Annotated in this window: 13 protein-coding genes and 1 tRNA gene; 3 read left to right on the top strand and 11 right to left on the bottom strand. The window is 65.3% G+C overall.

Going from position 1 to position 14,347, the window contains the following annotated elements; all coding sequences use genetic code 11:
• Positions 1 to 27 precede the first annotated feature (27 nt).
• Positions 28 to 101 (top strand) — tRNA-Gly (locus tag AC13C7_RS07295).
• 23 nt (positions 102 to 124) lie between these two features.
• The gene (locus AC13C7_RS07290) at positions 125 to 583 is read left to right on the top strand and encodes an acyl-CoA thioesterase (protein ID WP_482867063.1); all 459 of its coding nucleotides are present in this window, start codon (positions 125 to 127) and stop codon (positions 581 to 583) included.
• 100 nt (positions 584 to 683) lie between these two features.
• Here the strand turns inward: AC13C7_RS07290 and pgi are convergent, their stop codons facing one another.
• The 7 genes from pgi to AC13C7_RS07255 all read right to left on the bottom strand — a co-directional run bounded on the left by pgi (position 684) and on the right by AC13C7_RS07255 (position 7,779).
• On the bottom strand, positions 684 to 2,288 hold the full coding sequence (pgi, locus tag AC13C7_RS07285) for a glucose-6-phosphate isomerase (RefSeq protein ID WP_482867062.1): 1,605 nt from the start codon (positions 2,286 to 2,288) through the stop codon (positions 684 to 686).
• Positions 2,289 to 2,321: 33 nt separating this feature from the next.
• The gene (pgl, locus tag AC13C7_RS07280; protein WP_446169386.1) at positions 2,322 to 2,996 is read right to left on the bottom strand and encodes a 6-phosphogluconolactonase; all 675 of its coding nucleotides are present in this window, start codon (positions 2,994 to 2,996) and stop codon (positions 2,322 to 2,324) included.
• Positions 2,996 to 4,450 (bottom strand): glucose-6-phosphate dehydrogenase, encoded by a 1,455-nt coding sequence (zwf, locus tag AC13C7_RS07275; protein ID WP_172321280.1) that lies wholly within the window; start codon positions 4,448 to 4,450, stop codon positions 2,996 to 2,998. Before zwf ends, pgl begins: the two co-directional genes overlap by 1 nt.
• A 184-nt stretch (positions 4,451 to 4,634) precedes the next feature.
• Complete coding sequence (gene speB, locus AC13C7_RS07270; RefSeq protein ID WP_482867061.1) at positions 4,635 to 5,591, bottom strand: agmatinase; 957 nt, start codon at positions 5,589 to 5,591, stop codon at positions 4,635 to 4,637.
• A 69-nt stretch (positions 5,592 to 5,660) separates the two neighbouring features.
• Positions 5,661 to 6,257: an HNH endonuclease gene (locus tag AC13C7_RS07265; protein ID WP_482867060.1), complete on the bottom strand. Its 597-nt coding sequence runs from the start codon at positions 6,255 to 6,257 to the stop codon at positions 5,661 to 5,663.
• A 221-nt stretch (positions 6,258 to 6,478) separates the two neighbouring features.
• A complete protein-coding gene (locus AC13C7_RS07260; protein WP_172321283.1) occupies positions 6,479 to 7,153 on the bottom strand; it encodes an alpha/beta hydrolase in 675 nt (224 codons plus the stop codon).
• Entirely contained in the window at positions 7,150 to 7,779 is a 630-nt protein-coding gene (locus tag AC13C7_RS07255; protein WP_482867059.1) for a DNA-3-methyladenine glycosylase family protein, read from the bottom strand. The genes AC13C7_RS07260 and AC13C7_RS07255 overlap by 4 nt, the downstream gene beginning before the upstream one ends.
• Before the next feature lie 176 nt (positions 7,780 to 7,955).
• On the opposite strand from AC13C7_RS07255, the gene AC13C7_RS07250 reads away from it, so the two are divergent.
• Positions 7,956 to 9,179, top strand: coding sequence for an MFS transporter (locus AC13C7_RS07250; protein ID WP_482867104.1), 1,224 nt, complete (start codon positions 7,956 to 7,958; stop codon positions 9,177 to 9,179).
• Between the two features lie 81 nt (positions 9,180 to 9,260).
• Here AC13C7_RS07250 and AC13C7_RS07245 read toward each other — a convergent pair whose 3' ends face one another.
• From AC13C7_RS07245 to cysS, 4 genes are all read right to left on the bottom strand, one after another.
• Complete coding sequence (locus tag AC13C7_RS07245) at positions 9,261 to 10,031, bottom strand: squalene/phytoene synthase family protein (protein ID WP_482867058.1); 771 nt, start codon at positions 10,029 to 10,031, stop codon at positions 9,261 to 9,263.
• Complete coding sequence (locus AC13C7_RS07240; RefSeq protein ID WP_482867057.1) at positions 10,028 to 10,768, bottom strand: class I SAM-dependent methyltransferase; 741 nt, start codon at positions 10,766 to 10,768, stop codon at positions 10,028 to 10,030. The genes AC13C7_RS07245 and AC13C7_RS07240 overlap by 4 nt, the downstream gene beginning before the upstream one ends.
• A complete protein-coding gene (cimA, locus tag AC13C7_RS07235; protein ID WP_482867056.1) occupies positions 10,765 to 12,384 on the bottom strand; it encodes a citramalate synthase in 1,620 nt (539 codons plus the stop codon). Before cimA ends, AC13C7_RS07240 begins: the two co-directional genes overlap by 4 nt.
• A 118-nt stretch (positions 12,385 to 12,502) precedes the next feature.
• A complete protein-coding gene (gene cysS, locus AC13C7_RS07230) occupies positions 12,503 to 14,050 on the bottom strand; it encodes a cysteine--tRNA ligase (RefSeq protein ID WP_482867055.1) in 1,548 nt (515 codons plus the stop codon).
• Positions 14,051 to 14,347: the final 297 nt, after the last annotated feature.

The following is a 14,347-nucleotide window of genomic DNA, read 5'->3' as shown; positions in this document are numbered from 1 at the left end:
CGCGCGATTACCTCAAGGCTTGGATTTGCGGGTATGGTGAAATGGTATCATGCGAGCTTCCCAAGCTTAAGGTGCGGGTTCGATTCCCGCTACCCGCTCCACCTCCCAACCGATGGGCCACCCCATGACAGCACGCGATACCTCCCCCCTGCGCGGCGCCGACCTGCGCGACATGGGGATCGACGCGCCGTGGGATTTCGGCATCGCCGATCAGGTCCGGTTCTCGGAGCTGGATATCCTCAACCACGTCAACAACGCCGCCTATGTCACCTGGTTCGAAAACGCCCGCATCGCGTTCTTCATGGGCACGGGGGTTTCCGATTACAGCGCCGATGACCGCCCGACGCTGGTGCTGCGGAACATGGAGGTCGATTTCCGCCAGCCGCTGTTCCTGGGAGATGCTTACGTCGTCACGGCGCGCAACGCGAAGGTCGGGCGCACCTCCTGGGTGATGGAGCAGGCGGTGTTCAAGGGGGCCGAGCTTGCGGTTTCGGCGTCTTGCGTGATCGTCAACGTAAGCCGCGACGGAAGCCGGGCGGAACCGCTGACGCCCGACCTGATCGCGGCCATCGAAAGCTGTTAGAGCCCGTAGCGTTCATTCGCATTCACGCAACGCCCTCTAACCTTTTGATACGCCATGTCCGAGAAGCTCAAAACCGGTTCCCACTTTTGAGCGACATGCTTCAGTTCCGACTGCGGTAGTAGGCCACCAGCCCGCGGGTCGAGGCATCCTTGCCGGTGCCGGGACCTTCGCCGCGCAAGACCGGCTCCAGTGACTTGGCCAGTTCCTTGCCAAGCTCCACCCCCCATTGATCGAAGCTGTTGATCCCGAGGATCACGCCCTCCACGAACACCCGGTGTTCATAGAGCGCGATGATCTGGCCCAATACATGCGGGGTCAGCTTGGGGTAGATCAGCGTCGTCGAGGGCCGGTTGCCGGGAAAGACGCGGTGACGGGCCTGGCGGTCCAGTTCGTGGCCCTTGAGGCCCTTGGCCTCCATCAATGCGCGCGCCTCCTCCAGCGCCCGGCCCCGCATCAGTGCCTCGGATTGGGCCAGGCAATTGGCGACCAGCAGGCGGTGATGATGGGCGAGGTCGGGCTCATGCCCCTCGGCGGCGACCATGAACTCGCACGGCACCACGCGGGTGCCCTGGTGGATGAGCTGATAGAACGCATGCTGGCCGTTGGTGCCGGGTTCACCCCAGACGACGGGGCCGGAGTTGACCTCAAGATCGTCGCCTTCCATCGTCACACGCTTGCCGTTCGATTCCATCTCCAACTGTTGCAGATAGGCGGGCAGCCGCGACAGGCGCTGATCATAGGGCAGCACGGCGCGGGTGGCATAGCCGCAGATCTGATTGTGCCAGATGCCGACGAGGGCCAGCAGCACGGGCAGGTTGTCGGCCAGGTCGGCCTCGCGGAAATGCGTGTCCATGGCGTGGCCACCGGCCAGGAAATCGTCGAAATCCTCCGGTCCCACCGCCAGCATGATGCCAAGCCCGATCGGCCCCCAGAGCGAATAGCGCCCGCCGACCCAATCGGCGAAGCCGAAAACGCGGTCGGGGTCGATGCCGAATTGCGCAGTCAGGTCCGCCGCGGTGGAGAGGGCCGCGAATTGCGCGCCCGGCTCGTCCACCTTCTCGGCCATCCAGTCGCGCGCGGTCTGCGCGTTGGTCATGGTCTCGATGGTGGTGAAGGTCTTGGAGGCGACGATGACCAGCGTGCGGGTGGGATCGAGCCCCTTCAGCGTGTCATGAATATGCGCGCCATCGACATTCGAGACGTAATGGACGCGCGGCCCGTCATGGTAAGGGACCAGCGCCAGCGTCGCCATGGCCGGGCCAAGGTCCGAACCGCCGATGCCGATATTGACCACATCGGTGTAACTGCCGCCCTGCCCTTCAACGTCGCCTTCGCGCACCGCGCGGGCGAACCTGGCCATGCGCTTGCGGGTCGCCAGCACCTCCTCCATCACGTCCTCCCCATCGACATGGATCGGACCCTCGGGGGCGCGCAGCGCGGTATGCAACACGGCGCGGCCCTCGGTCTCGTTGATCTCGGCCCCGGTGAACATGGCCTCGCGGCGCGCCTCGACTTCGGCATTGCGGGCCAGTTCCAGCAGCAGCGAGAGTGTATCGGGGCCGATATGTGTCTTGGAGTAATCGAAGAGCATATCGCCGAAACCGGCGCTGAAATCGGCGAAGCGCTGTTCGTTTTCGAACATCTCGGCAAGGCTGCGCCCGGACTTGGCGGCGTGTTGCGTTTTCAGGTCATCCCATAGCGACATGGACGTGGCTTTCTTGATGGCAGGAACTTTGGATCAGGGCGCCCAATGCACCGTGGCCCCGTTCAGGACGGCGCGCACGGGGGCCTCGCTGACGGGCAGGCTTTGGGCGCGTTCCAGCGCCGCGCGCTTGGCGTCGCCGGTGATCACGATATGGGTGGAAACGGCGGCCGACAGCACCGGCGCGGTCAGGGTCACGCGGGGTTCTTCCGCCCCCGGCGCGCGCATCGGCATCAGGACAGCACGCGAATCGGAGAGCGCATCCTCCAGCCGGTCGGCACCGGGAAAGAGCGAGGCCGTGTGCATATCCGCGCCCATGCCAAGCAGCAGAAGCGTGATCGGCAGATGCGGGCGCAGGCTTTCGCTGAGGCTCTCGATCGCCTCCTCGGGCGTCTCGACCGGCGCGTAAAGCGGCACCAGATGCGCGGCGGCGGCCTTGTCGGTCAGCAGCCGTTCGCGGATCAGCCTTGTGTTGGAGCGTGGATTATCCTCGGGCAGCCAGCGTTCATCGCTGAGAAAGACGCTGACCCGGTCCCAGTCCAGCGACTGCGCGCTGAGCACGTCGAAGATCGGCCCCGGCGTGGTGCCGCCGGGCACGCAGAAACTGACCCGTTCGTCATCGGACAGAAGGTGGCTGTTGATCTCGGAGGCCAGCGCATCGGCGACATCCAGCATCATCATTTCGCTGTCGGGATATTCCTTGAGGTTCATTATTCCGCGATCTCCCTCCATCTGCGCCCGTCGCGATGCAGCAGCATCAGGGCGTCTTCGGGCCCCGCCGTGCCGGGCTCGTATTGTAGCGGAGTATCCTCGGCCTTGGTCCAGGACGCAATGATCGGATCGGTCCAGGCCCAGGCCGCCTCGACCTCGTCGCCGCGCATGAAGAGGGTCTGGTTGCCCCGGATCACATCCATGATGAGGCGTTCATAGGCATCGGGCACATCCGCCCCTTCCGGTCCAAGCGCATCGGCAAAGGTCATGTCGAGCGGCACCTCGACCAGGCGCATCCCGCCCGGCCCGGGTTCCTTGATCGTCATGCGCAGGTCGATGCCTTCATCGGGTTGCAGGCGGATGGTCAGGATGTTGCTGCGCGCGTGGTTGCCTTCCGAGAAGATGTTATGCGGCGGTTCCTTGAAATGGATCACGATCTCGGACATGCGCGCCTTCATCCGCTTGCCGGTGCGCAGGTAGAAGGGCGTGCCGGACCAGCGCCAGTTCGACACGCGCACCTTCATCGCGATGAAGCTTTCGGTCAGGCTGTCGGGGTTCTCGGCATCCTCGCGGTAGGAGGCGGTCTCTTTCGCCGCCTTGTATTGCCCGCGCACGATATCGGGTTTCTCGACCGGATCGAGGGCGCGGATGACCTTGAGCTTCTCGTCGCGCACCGCGTCGGGTTCGAACCGCGCGGGCGGCTCCATCGCGGTCAGGCACAAAAGCTGCATCAGGTGGTTCTGCACCATGTCCCGCATGGCACCCGAGCGGTCGTAATAGGCCCCGCGCCCGGCCGTTCCGACGGTCTCGGCCACGGTGATCTGCACGTGATCGACGAATTGCGCGTTCCAAAGCGGCTCGAACAGGACATTGGCGAAGCGCACCGCCATAAGGTTCTGCACCGTCTCCTTGCCCAGGTAATGGTCAATCCGGTAGATCTGCGTCTCGTCGAAATGGGCGGCGAGCGTGGCGTTGAGCGCCTTCGCCGTTTCCAGATCGCGACCGAAAGGTTTCTCGACCACGATCCGCGCCCCTTCACGCGCGATGTCATGGGATTTGAGGCGTTCGGCGAGCGCGCCGAAGAGGCTGGGGGCGACCGAGAAATAGAAGGCCTGGGTGACATCCTCGCGCATGAGGTCGGCAAGATCGTGCCAGCCGCCCTCGCCGGTCGCATCGACCGGCACATATTCGAGGCATTGCAGGAAGGCCTCGATCTTCTCGGGGTGTTTCTTGCTGTCATCGACAAACTCGATGATGGCATCGCGCACGGAGGCGCGCCAGGCGGCGCTGTCCTGATCCGAGCGCGCGGCCCCGATGATGCGTGCGCCCTCGGGCATCTGTTCGGCCAGGTAACGACGGTAGAGGCCGGGCAGGATCTTGCGCCGGGCCAGATCGCCGGTGCCGCCGAAAATCACCAGGTCGAAATCATCGACCGGAATGACGCGAGAAACCATGGGTGCCATCCTTTCAAGGGTGCGTGGCGGGTCGATGTTAGCGCTACCATAAATGCGATCGCATTGGCAAGGCGCAGGCGGATCGGGGGCGCTGCCCCCCGTTGCCCTGCGGGCACCGTCCCCCGAGGTATTTTCGGCAAAATGAAAGCAGGGCGGCGGCGCGTTAAGGTTAACGGGGCATGGCTCAGGATCGGTTTATCATGACGCAGAGCAGTTCGAACAGGACCGAGGCCCCCAGATAGGCGGTGCCGCCGGATTGGTCGAAGGGGGGCGAGACCTCGACCATGTCGGCCCCGACAATGTCGAGCCCTTGCAGCGCGCGCACCACTTCCAGCGCCTCGAAACTGTTGGGGCCGCCCACCTCGGGCGTGCCGGTGCCGGGGGCAAAGGCGGGGTCTATGAAGTCGATATCATAGCTGACATAGGTGGGCGCGCTGCCCACGATCTCGCGCGCCTCTTCCATGACGTCCGTGTAGCCGCGCGCGAAATATTCGCGGATCGGAATGAGGCGGATGCCGACGGATTTGGCGAAATCCACGTCCTCGGCATCATACATGGTGCCGCGAATGCCGATCTGGACCACGCGCCTGGGGTCCAGCAAACCTTCCTCCACCGCGCGCCGGAAGGGGGTGCCATGGGTGTACATCTTGCCGTTGAAATAGGAGTGGAAGAGGTCGGTATGGCTGTCGAAATGCACCATGCCAAGCGGGCCCTCCGCGGCCAGCGCGCGCAGCACCGGCAACGTGGTCAGGTGATCGCCGCCCGCCGTCAGGGGCCGGATGCCCTTGGTTTTCAGGATGGTGTAGAAGGCGGTGATCCGCTCCATGCTGTCCATGAGATCGGCGGGATTGGGGCCGACATCGCCCAGATCGGCGCAATTGGCGGCTTCGAAAGGCCGGATGCCCGTGGCGTCGTTCTGCGCCCGGATCATGGTCGACATGTCGCGGATCTGGCGCGGCCCATGACGCGGACCGGGGCGATTGGTGGTGCCCGCATCCCAGGGAACGCCCACCAGCCCGATCCCGACCTCGTCGATTCGTGCATGATCCAGCCCCACCTGCGGCAGGCGCATGAAGGAGGGCACACCGGCAAAGCGCGGCAGGTCGAAGCCCGAGACGGGATGGAAGAACGGATCGGACATCTGGGGCACCTCGGTTGGACGGTTCGACGCGAAGCTAGCGCGGATCGGTGCGCGCGTCACCCCGGGGGGTCATGCCTCGAGCTCGGCATCCCAGTAGAGAAAATCGAGCCAGCTTTCATGCAGGTAGCCGGGCGGGAACTTGCGGCCCGAATTGCGCAACTCCTCGGCCTGGGGCCGGCGCGGCGGTTTGCGCAGGGAAAGCCCTGAGCGGCGCAGCGATTTCGACCCCTTGCGCAGGTTGCATTTCGAACAGGCGGCGACGACGTTTTCCCACGATGTGATCCCACCCGAGGCGCGCGGGATCACGTGGTCGAAGGTCAGGTCGCCCCTGGCCCCGCAATACTGGCAGGAGAAGTGATCGCGCAGGAAGAGGTTGAAGCGGGTAAAGGCGACGCGCTTTTGCGGTTTGACGTAATCGCGGAGCACCACGACGGACGGGATGCGGATCTGCACCGAGGGTGAACGCGCCACCTCGTCATATTCGGCGATGATCTGGACCCGGTCGAGCCAGGCCGCCTTGACCGCCTCCTGCCAGGGCCAGAGTGACAGCGGATAATAGGAGAGCGGCCGGTAATCGGCATTGAGCACCAGGGCCGGGTGATGCTTGAGCCCGCCGGGGCTGTGGGTGAACTCGGATCGGAAACTCGTCTCGGTCGGTATCTGCATCTTGGCGGTTTGCCTCTGCTCAATCGCCCCCGAAAGGGCCGGTCATCCGAGCGGGTGCCACGCGCCCATGCCTGAAATGGACTATATATGGGGAAACGAGTCTGGCAAGAGGCTAGGTTTGGACAAGACGCAATCGGTTTCGACGCCTGCGGCGCCGATCCGCGGGGGGCTGTCTGCCCCCCACACCCCCCGAGGATATTTTCCTGAACAAAGAAGGGCGTTCAGGCGTCCTGGTCGAGGCCAAGGCATTGGCGGGTGAAGGCCAGCGCCACAGACAGGCCATCGGGTGCGATGCCGTGGCCGGTGCCTTTCATGACATGGGCATAGACATCGACGCCCGCGCCTTGCAGCGCCTCGGCGGCCTCGGGCAGGCTTTGCGGCGGCACCACGTCATCGGCATCGCCATGGATCAAGAGGACGGGCGGGCGGGCGCGGATCTCGTCGGCGAGCAGTTCCGGTTCCATCAACCGGCCCGAAAAGCCGACGATGCCGGCGAAGGGCGTGTCGCGGCGCAGGGCCACGTGCAACGCCATCATGGTGCCCTGACTGAACCCGATGATAACGACGCGGTCGGGGGTCAGGTCTTCCGCCTCCAGCATCGCGTCGAGGAAGGCATCGAGTTCGGTCGCGGCGCGCGCCATGGCCGCGGCGGCCAGATCCTCGGGCGAGCCGTCGAGCCAGGGGATCGGGAACCACTGGAACCCCATCGGGTTCACGGTCGAGCGTTCCGGCGCATCCGGGGCGACGAAAACCGTGTTCGGCAGGTGCTGCGCCAGCGGATCGGCGAGGCCGAGCAGGTCGTTGCTATCGGCGCCATAGCCGTGCAGGAAGATCACCAGGCTGTCGCCCTGCCCCGATGCAGCCGCGCGGCGGCCAAATTCAAGTGTGTTGCTCATCTGATGCCGTCCCTCTGTTTCGCCACGCGGTAGTAGGCCCAAAGCGCGCGCGCGGCAACCGATCGCCAGGGCGACCAGCTTTCGGCCATGTCGCGCAGCGCGCGCTCCCTCGGGCGCGCGGGCAGATCGTAGAGCAGCCGCGCGGCCTCTTGCAGGGCGAGATCGCCCGGCGCGAATATATCGGCGCGGCCAAGCGAGAACATGGCGTAGATCTCTGCGGTCCAGGGGCCGATGCCGGGAACGGCGGTTAGCGTGGCGATGACCTCGGCGTCGGAGGCGCGGCGCAGGGCGGTATAGTCGATGCGCGCCCTGGCCAGCGCGCTTGCATAGCGGGCCTTCTGGCGGCTGAGGCCGGGGGCGCGTAGCTCGTCCTCGCTGGCGGCCAGGATGCGGTCGGGATCGGTCAGCCCCGCCGCCTGCATCCGGGCCCAGATGGCGCTGGCCGAGGCGGTCGAGACCTGTTGGCTGATGATGGCGGAGAGAAGCTCGGCGAAGCCGTCGGGGCGGCGGCGCAGGGCAAGCGGGCCGGACTGCTGCAAGGCGTGCCCCATGCGCGGGCAGGCGCGCGCCAGCCAGGCCGCGCCTTCGGCCACGCAGGCGTCGGTCTCGATGATGCGTCCGACCATGGGATCCCCGGCTTGGTCACTGGAGAGGGAGGCTGTCACAGGCGGGCCGGATTGCCAATGCCGATGCCGAACTGTTCAGAATCAACGGGATGATCCGCGATACTGTGCAGGGGCGCACAGCCGGACCGGGGCCGGAAGGCTTCCCTTTCGCACCGATCGCGGCTAGCGATCTTGCCATGACCGAGATCGCCACCCCTGCCCCCGACGATACCCGCGCGCGCCGCAACGTGGCGGTGCTGGTCGCGGTGCAGGCGATCCTGGGCGCGCAAATGCCGATGGTGTTCACCGTGGGCGGGCTGGCCGGGCAGATGCTTGCCCCGAACCCGTGTCTGGCAACGCTGCCGATCTCGCTGATCGTCTTCGGCTCGATGACCACGGCGCCCTGGATCTCGGCGGTCATGCAGCGCTTTGGCCGCCGGACCGGGTTCTTCATCGGGGCGGGCGGCGGCGCCCTGGGCGGCGCGGTCTCGGCCTATGGGCTTTACGTCGACAGCTTCCTGATCTTCCTTCTGGGCAGCTATTTCACCGGCATCTACATGTCGGCGCAGGCCTTCTACCGCTTTGCCGCCGCCGATGCGGCCTCGGACGATTTTCGGCCCAAGGCGATTTCCTACGTCATGGCCGGTGGCCTTGCCTCGGCCCTCATCGGCCCGCAACTGGTCAAGGTGGTGGGCGATGTCAGCGTGATTCCGTTCCTCGGCGTCTATTTTGCAATCGTGATCCTGAACGCAGGTGGGGCGCTGCTCTTCCTGTTTCTCGACCTGCCGCGGCCGAAACCGCGTCATGCCGACGATCCCACGGGGCGCAGCCGTCGCGCGCTTCTGCGCGACCCGAAGATCCTGACCGCGATCATCGTGGGCATGGTCTCCTACGCGCTGATGAACCTGGTGATGACCTCGACGCCGCTGGCCGTGGTTGGTTGCGGCTTCGATCGGAACAATGCCGCCGATGTGGTCTCGGCCCATGTGCTGGCGATGTTCGTCCCCTCCTTCTTCACCGGCCACCTGATCGCGCGCTACGGCGCCGAACGGATCATGGCCATCGGCCTGACCATCCTGGCCGGTGCGGGGCTGGTGGCGCTGTGGGGCGTCGAGCTGGAGAATTTCTTTGGCGCCCTGATCCTTCTGGGCGTGGGCTGGAATTTCGGCTTCATCGGGGCGACCGCGCTGCTGACGGCCAGCCATGCCCCCGAGGAGCGTGGCCGGGTGCAGGGCATGAACGACGCCATCGTCTTTGGCTTCGTGACGCTGGCCTCGCTGGCCTCGGGCGGGTTGATGAACTGCTCGGGCGGGTCGGTGGCGGCGGGCTGGACGGCGGTGAACCTGGCCATGGTGCCGTTCCTGGCGTTGGCGGGTGGGGCGCTGATCTGGCTCTGGCTGCGCCCGAAAGAGGCGGTATGAGGCGCGGGCGGGGACGGATTTCTAAACGAAATCCGGCCTCCGGCGGAGGTATTTTCCGCAAAATGAAAGCAGGGCGGGGCGTCAGATACGGCCCGTGAGTTGCGCCTTGAGCAAGCGGGCGCGGCGGGCGAACTCGCTTTCATCGAGACGGCCCTCGGCAATGCGGGCGGGGTCGGCGCGGGCCACTTTCAGGGTCGGTTCGGTGCGCCAGAGCGCGAGCAGGGCGGCGCGGGCGGGCCTGGCGATCCGCGATTGGGCGGCGCGGCCCTCGTGCCATTTCTCCAGGCCGCGCCTGGCCAGCGCCCGCACGCCATCGGGTGTGCCATCCAGCAAGGGAATACGGTTGCGCGCCTCAAGCTCCGGCACCGCGCGCAGGAGGGCCGCGATCCCGGCGGCGAAGGCCATCGCGCGGATCGGGCCCTCAGCGGCGGCATCCGCCCCGAGCGCCTGCGCCGCGACCCAGGCCAGGTTGCCGGAGGTCGCATCGAGATAGGCGTCGAAATGGGCCTGATCCTCGAAGGCGTCCTTGTAGATATCCCACCGCCGCGCCGCGATCAGCGCGTCGAGTTGCGGCGCGGCGGAGGCCGGCAGCGCCTCGGCGAGCGGGGCCGCGACCTCATGCGCGCGCGGGGCCGCGCCCTGCCCCATCTCCTCGACCACGTCGCGCCAGAATTGCAGGCGCATCTCGGCGATCATCGGCTCGGAGACCATCCAGGGCGCGCGGGCAACCTCGAGGTTGAAGGCGTAGAGCGGAAAGAGGATCCGGCGCGCGGGGGGCGGCGCGGCCATGGTGGCCAGGAACCTGTCGGGGTCGCCGCGTCGGACCAGGTCTGCGCAGGCTTGCAGGGTCATGCAGGGGTGACCACGGATAGCAGGTAGCCGAACTCGTCGCGATGCGCGCGCCAGATGCGGGCCTCGGCCTCGGCCTCGTCCAGAACCGACATCAGGGCGGCATCCGCACCGGATCGCAGGCTGGCGATGCGGCGCTCGATGGGGCCGTAATAGCCCTCCCATGCCGCGTCCGAGAGCAGCCGGGTGGCCACGATCCGGTAGCCCGCCGCCACGACCCGTTCCGCGATCCCGTCTGCATCGGTCATGTCAGGGTAGTCGGCCCAATTGTCGCGCACCGCCGCAGAGGGGTTGCCGGTCAGGTAGACCGCGTCGGAAAAGGCGATGTGCCCACCGGGGGCCAGTGCGGCGTGCCAGGCGGTCAGGCAGTCCGCCACGCCTTCGAAATAGGCGGCACCCGCGCACCAGATCAGGTCGAAGGGGCCAAGGGCGGCGGGATCGGGCAGGCCATCCCCGGTGGCAATGAGCCGCCCCTGCCGGATCGTGACCCGCGGATCGCCCGCAAACCGGGCGGCGGCATCCTCGACAAAGGGCTGGTGCAGGTCGAAGCCGATAAGCGCCGCGTCAGGGGCCGCGAAGAGAAGCGCGGGGATATCGGCCCCCGGCCCGCAGGCGGCCTCGCAGATCCGCGCGTCAGGGGCAAGCGCCGCCATCTCGGCGGCCCAGGCGACATCGCCGCGTTCACCGGGGCCCTCGCGCGGCAGGTCGCGGTGCAGGGTGAAGAAGGGCGACCGGCTCATGGCTTGGCCCCCTCATGCACCAGCTTCCAGGTGATCGCGTCCAGCAGCGCCTCGAAACTGGCATCGACGATATTGGGGCTGACGCCCACGGTGGACCAGCGCCGCCCGGTCGAATCCTCGCTGTCGATGACGACGCGGGTGACGGCCTCGGTGCCGCCTTGGGTGATGCGGACCTTGAAATCGACCAGGTGGATATCGTCGATGAACTGCTGGTAGGGCCCCAGATCCTTGGCCAGCGCCTTGGAGAGCGCATTGACCGGCCCGCGATCCGACCCCGTCTCATCCATCGACTCGCTGACCGAGAGCATCTTGGCCTCGCCGATCTTCACGACCACCACGGCCTCGGACAGGCTGACCATCTGGTTGCGCTTGTTCTTGCGGCGTTCGACCGTGACCTTGTAGCGCTTGACCTCGAAGAATTGCGGCAGACGCCCGAGCGCGCGGCGGGCGAGCAGCTCGAAACTGGCCTGCGCGGTGTCATAGGAATAGCCCTGGTCCTCGCGGTCCTTGATCTCGTCCAGGATCGCGGCAAGCGCCGGATCGCCGGGCGCGACCTCGATCCCCGCCTCGGCCAGGCGGCGGCGCAGGTTGGATTGGCCTGCCTGGTTCGACATCGGGATGATGCGGGCATTGCCGGTCAGTTCGGGATCGACATGTTCATAGGTCGAGGGGTCTTTCAGGATCGCGCTGGCATGCAGCCCCGCCTTATGCGCAAAGGCCGAGGCCCCCACATAGGCCGCCTGCCGCATCGGCACCCGGTTGAGGATGTCGTCCAGCGTGCGGCTGGCCCGCGTGAGGGTTTTCAGCGCGTCCAGCGTGATGCCGGTTTCATAGCGGCTGGCATAGGGTTCTTTCAGAAGAAGCGTCGGGATCAGCGCGGTCAGGTTGGCATTGCCGCAGCGTTCCCCAAGCCCGTTCAGCGTGCCCTGGATCTGGCGCGCGCCCGCCTCCACCGCCGCAAGACTGCCCGCGACGGCGGTTTCGGTGTCGTTATGGGTATGGATGCCCAGATGCGCACCGGGAATGTCATCCGCGATGACCGCACGGGTGATCTCGGCGATCTCGGCGGGCAGCGTGCCGCCATTGGTGTCGCACAGCACGATCCAGCGCGCCCCCGCATCATGCGCCGCGTGCAGGCAGGACAGCGCATAGGCGGGATCGGCCTTGTAGCCATCGAAGAAGTGTTCCGCATCGAACAGCGCCTCGCGGCCCTGGGCCACCAGATGCGCGACGGACCTGGCGATGTTGTCGAGGTTTTCCTTGAGCGTGATGCCAAGCGCGGTTTCGACATGGAAAACATGCGTCTTGCCGACGAGGCAGACGGATTTGGTCCCGGCATTGAGGACGGCGGCCAGAACCTCGTCGTTCTCCGCGCTGCGCCCGGCCCGCTTGGTCATGCCGAAGGCGGTCATGCGCGCGCGGGTCTGCGGTGCCGCGTCGAAAAACGCGCTGTCGGTGGGGTTCGCACCGGGCCAGCCGCCTTCGATATAGTCGAGGCCGAGCGTATCCAGCATCTCGGCGATCTGGGTCTTCTCTTGAGTCGAGAACTGCACGCCCTGGGTCTGCTGACCGTCGCGCAGGGTGGTGTCGTAGAGGGTGAGGCGGGTTTTGGTCATCGGGTGACCTCATGGACAAAGGGCAGCCCCCGGCAGCGGGTGGGGGTGAAGCCCCCGCCCATGGGGGCGGTCGGGGGCTGCCCGGCTTGTGGCCGGGCGGGGCATGTGATGGGGGTGCTCATTTCAGGGTCTCCAGGTTTCGGAGGATTTCTGAGGCAATTACCCCGAGGTAGCGATCAGCCGCTGCTCCAAAATCAAGCTCTCCATTATTGCCAATCAAGTCGCCAAATATCTCGTTTCTCATCGCCGGAGAGAGAGAGCTCATATAGTCGTGAACATCATCAATTGACGTGCTAGGTTGCACTTTTCCGTCAGGCAGGTCTTTGATCTTGACCCCCTTCGCTTTCAAACTATCTCTAATATAATCAGCAAGTTGATAGTCACGTTCTTCCTTAGCGATCCGTCGACGTTTCAGCAGTTCTGTTAGTTTGTCGTTCGCTGAATAGTGTAGCTTGCGCCGCGAATACCATCCCCCCATTCCTTCCTGCAGCAACCCAACAAGGCGTGCATTAAACAAGAGCGCTCTTGGCTGAGACTCCAATTTCCTGAGAGCAGATATTGCCAATGGTGTGTTCAGATCATCGCCCAAAGCCGCGAGAACAGACTCATTCGCGGTATTTGCCGGAACCACATTCTCCGTAAGCGTACGCCATTTGAAGAGTGTTTGCGCGGCTTTTTCCGCTTTCGCCTCCGTCCAATCCATTGGTTTGCGATAATGCGTCTGCAGGAACACGAAACGGATCACTTCTGCTGGCACCTTCGGTGCGCCATCTTGACCATCCAGCAAATCCCGCACCGTGAAAAAGTTGCCGAGCGATTTCGACATCTTCTTGCCTTCAACTTGCAGCATCTCGTTATGCATCCAGTAACGGGCAAACTCCCCCTCGGGATGCGCGCACTTACTCTGCGCGATCTCGTTCTCATGATGCGGGAATTGCAGGTCCAGCCCGCCGCCATGGATGTCGAAACTGTCCCCGAGCAACTCGTGGCTCATCGCCGAGCACTCGATATGCCAGCCGGGACGCCCCCGTCCCCAAGGCGAGTCCCACCCCGGCAGGTCATTGCTCGACGGTTTCCACAGCACGAAATCCATCGGGTTCTTCTTGTAGGGCGCCACCTCGACCCGTGCGCCCGCGATCATGTCATCGACCGAGCGGCCCGAGAGCTTGCCATAGCCTTCCCGCCAGCTGTCGACGGAAAAGAGCACATGGCCCTCGGCGGCGTAAGCGTGGCCCTTCGCCACAAGGTCTTCGATCATCGCCACCATGGGCGCGATGAACTCGGTCGCGCGCGGCATCTGGTCGGGTTCCAAGGCGCCGAGCGCGCCCATATCGGCCAGGTACCAGTCGATCGTCTCGTCGGAGCGTTCATGCACCAGATCCTCGATCGACCCCTTGGCCCCCGCCTCTTTGCGGGCCAGGGCCGTCGCGTTGATCTTGTCATCCACATCGGTGAAATTGCGCACATAGGTGACGTGTTCGGCCCCGTAGACATGGCGCAGCAGCCGGTAGAGCACGTCAAAGACCACAACGGGCCGCGCGTTGCCCAGATGCGCACGGTCATAAACGGTCGGCCCGCAGACATACATGCGCACGTTCTTCTTATCGAGCGGCTCGAACCGCTCCTTCTGGCGGGTTTTCGTATTGTAAAGCGTGATCTCGGTCATAGGCGTGTCCTCGCGCGCGGGATGCCCGGCGGGGGTAGCAACTTAGAACCTCGGATGGAAGTAAGGAAACGGACCCACGCGGACAGATGTCAGCCGGTAATGCAGCAGGGAATGGTCTTGGTGCGGGTCATGGGCGGATGGTAGCGTGATCTCCGTGATCTGCCAAGCGTTTCCAACCTGACCCGCACCATCCGGGGCAATCTGACCGGGAAATTTCAGGCCAGGCCGGCCCCGCGAGATTGACAAATCCGGCGCGGGATGCGCCCTTGCCCCGGACTTTGGCGTAACGGGGCGAAA

It is taken from the genome of Alterinioella sp. B-7 (genome assembly GCF_056857775.1).
Note: the sequence above shows the minus strand (reverse complement) of the source record. Positions and strands in the feature narration are given on the sequence as shown.

Coding starts and splice junctions, on each gene's coding strand:
- pgl (WP_446169386.1), bottom strand. CDS start 2,996: ATGAACCTCAAGGAATATCCCGACAGCGAAATGATGATGCTGGATGTC.
- AC13C7_RS07260 (WP_172321283.1), bottom strand. CDS start 7,153: ATGAGCAACACACTTGAATTTGGCCGCCGCGCGGCTGCATCGGGGCAG.
- cimA (WP_482867056.1), bottom strand. CDS start 12,384: ATGACCAAAACCCGCCTCACCCTCTACGACACCACCCTGCGCGACGGT.
- AC13C7_RS07250 (WP_482867104.1), top strand. CDS start 7,956: ATGACCGAGATCGCCACCCCTGCCCCCGACGATACCCGCGCGCGCCGC.
- AC13C7_RS07245 (WP_482867058.1), bottom strand. CDS start 10,031: ATGACCCTGCAAGCCTGCGCAGACCTGGTCCGACGCGGCGACCCCGAC.
- cysS (WP_482867055.1), bottom strand. CDS start 14,050: ATGACCGAGATCACGCTTTACAATACGAAAACCCGCCAGAAGGAGCGG.
- zwf (WP_172321280.1), bottom strand. CDS start 4,450: ATGGTTTCTCGCGTCATTCCGGTCGATGATTTCGACCTGGTGATTTTC.
- AC13C7_RS07265 (WP_482867060.1), bottom strand. CDS start 6,257: ATGCAGATACCGACCGAGACGAGTTTCCGATCCGAGTTCACCCACAGC.
- AC13C7_RS07255 (WP_482867059.1), bottom strand. CDS start 7,779: ATGGTCGGACGCATCATCGAGACCGACGCCTGCGTGGCCGAAGGCGCG.
- pgi (WP_482867062.1), bottom strand. CDS start 2,288: ATGTCGCTATGGGATGACCTGAAAACGCAACACGCCGCCAAGTCCGGG.
- speB (WP_482867061.1), bottom strand. CDS start 5,591: ATGTCCGATCCGTTCTTCCATCCCGTCTCGGGCTTCGACCTGCCGCGC.
- AC13C7_RS07240 (WP_482867057.1), bottom strand. CDS start 10,768: ATGAGCCGGTCGCCCTTCTTCACCCTGCACCGCGACCTGCCGCGCGAG.
- AC13C7_RS07290 (WP_482867063.1), top strand. CDS start 125: ATGACAGCACGCGATACCTCCCCCCTGCGCGGCGCCGACCTGCGCGAC.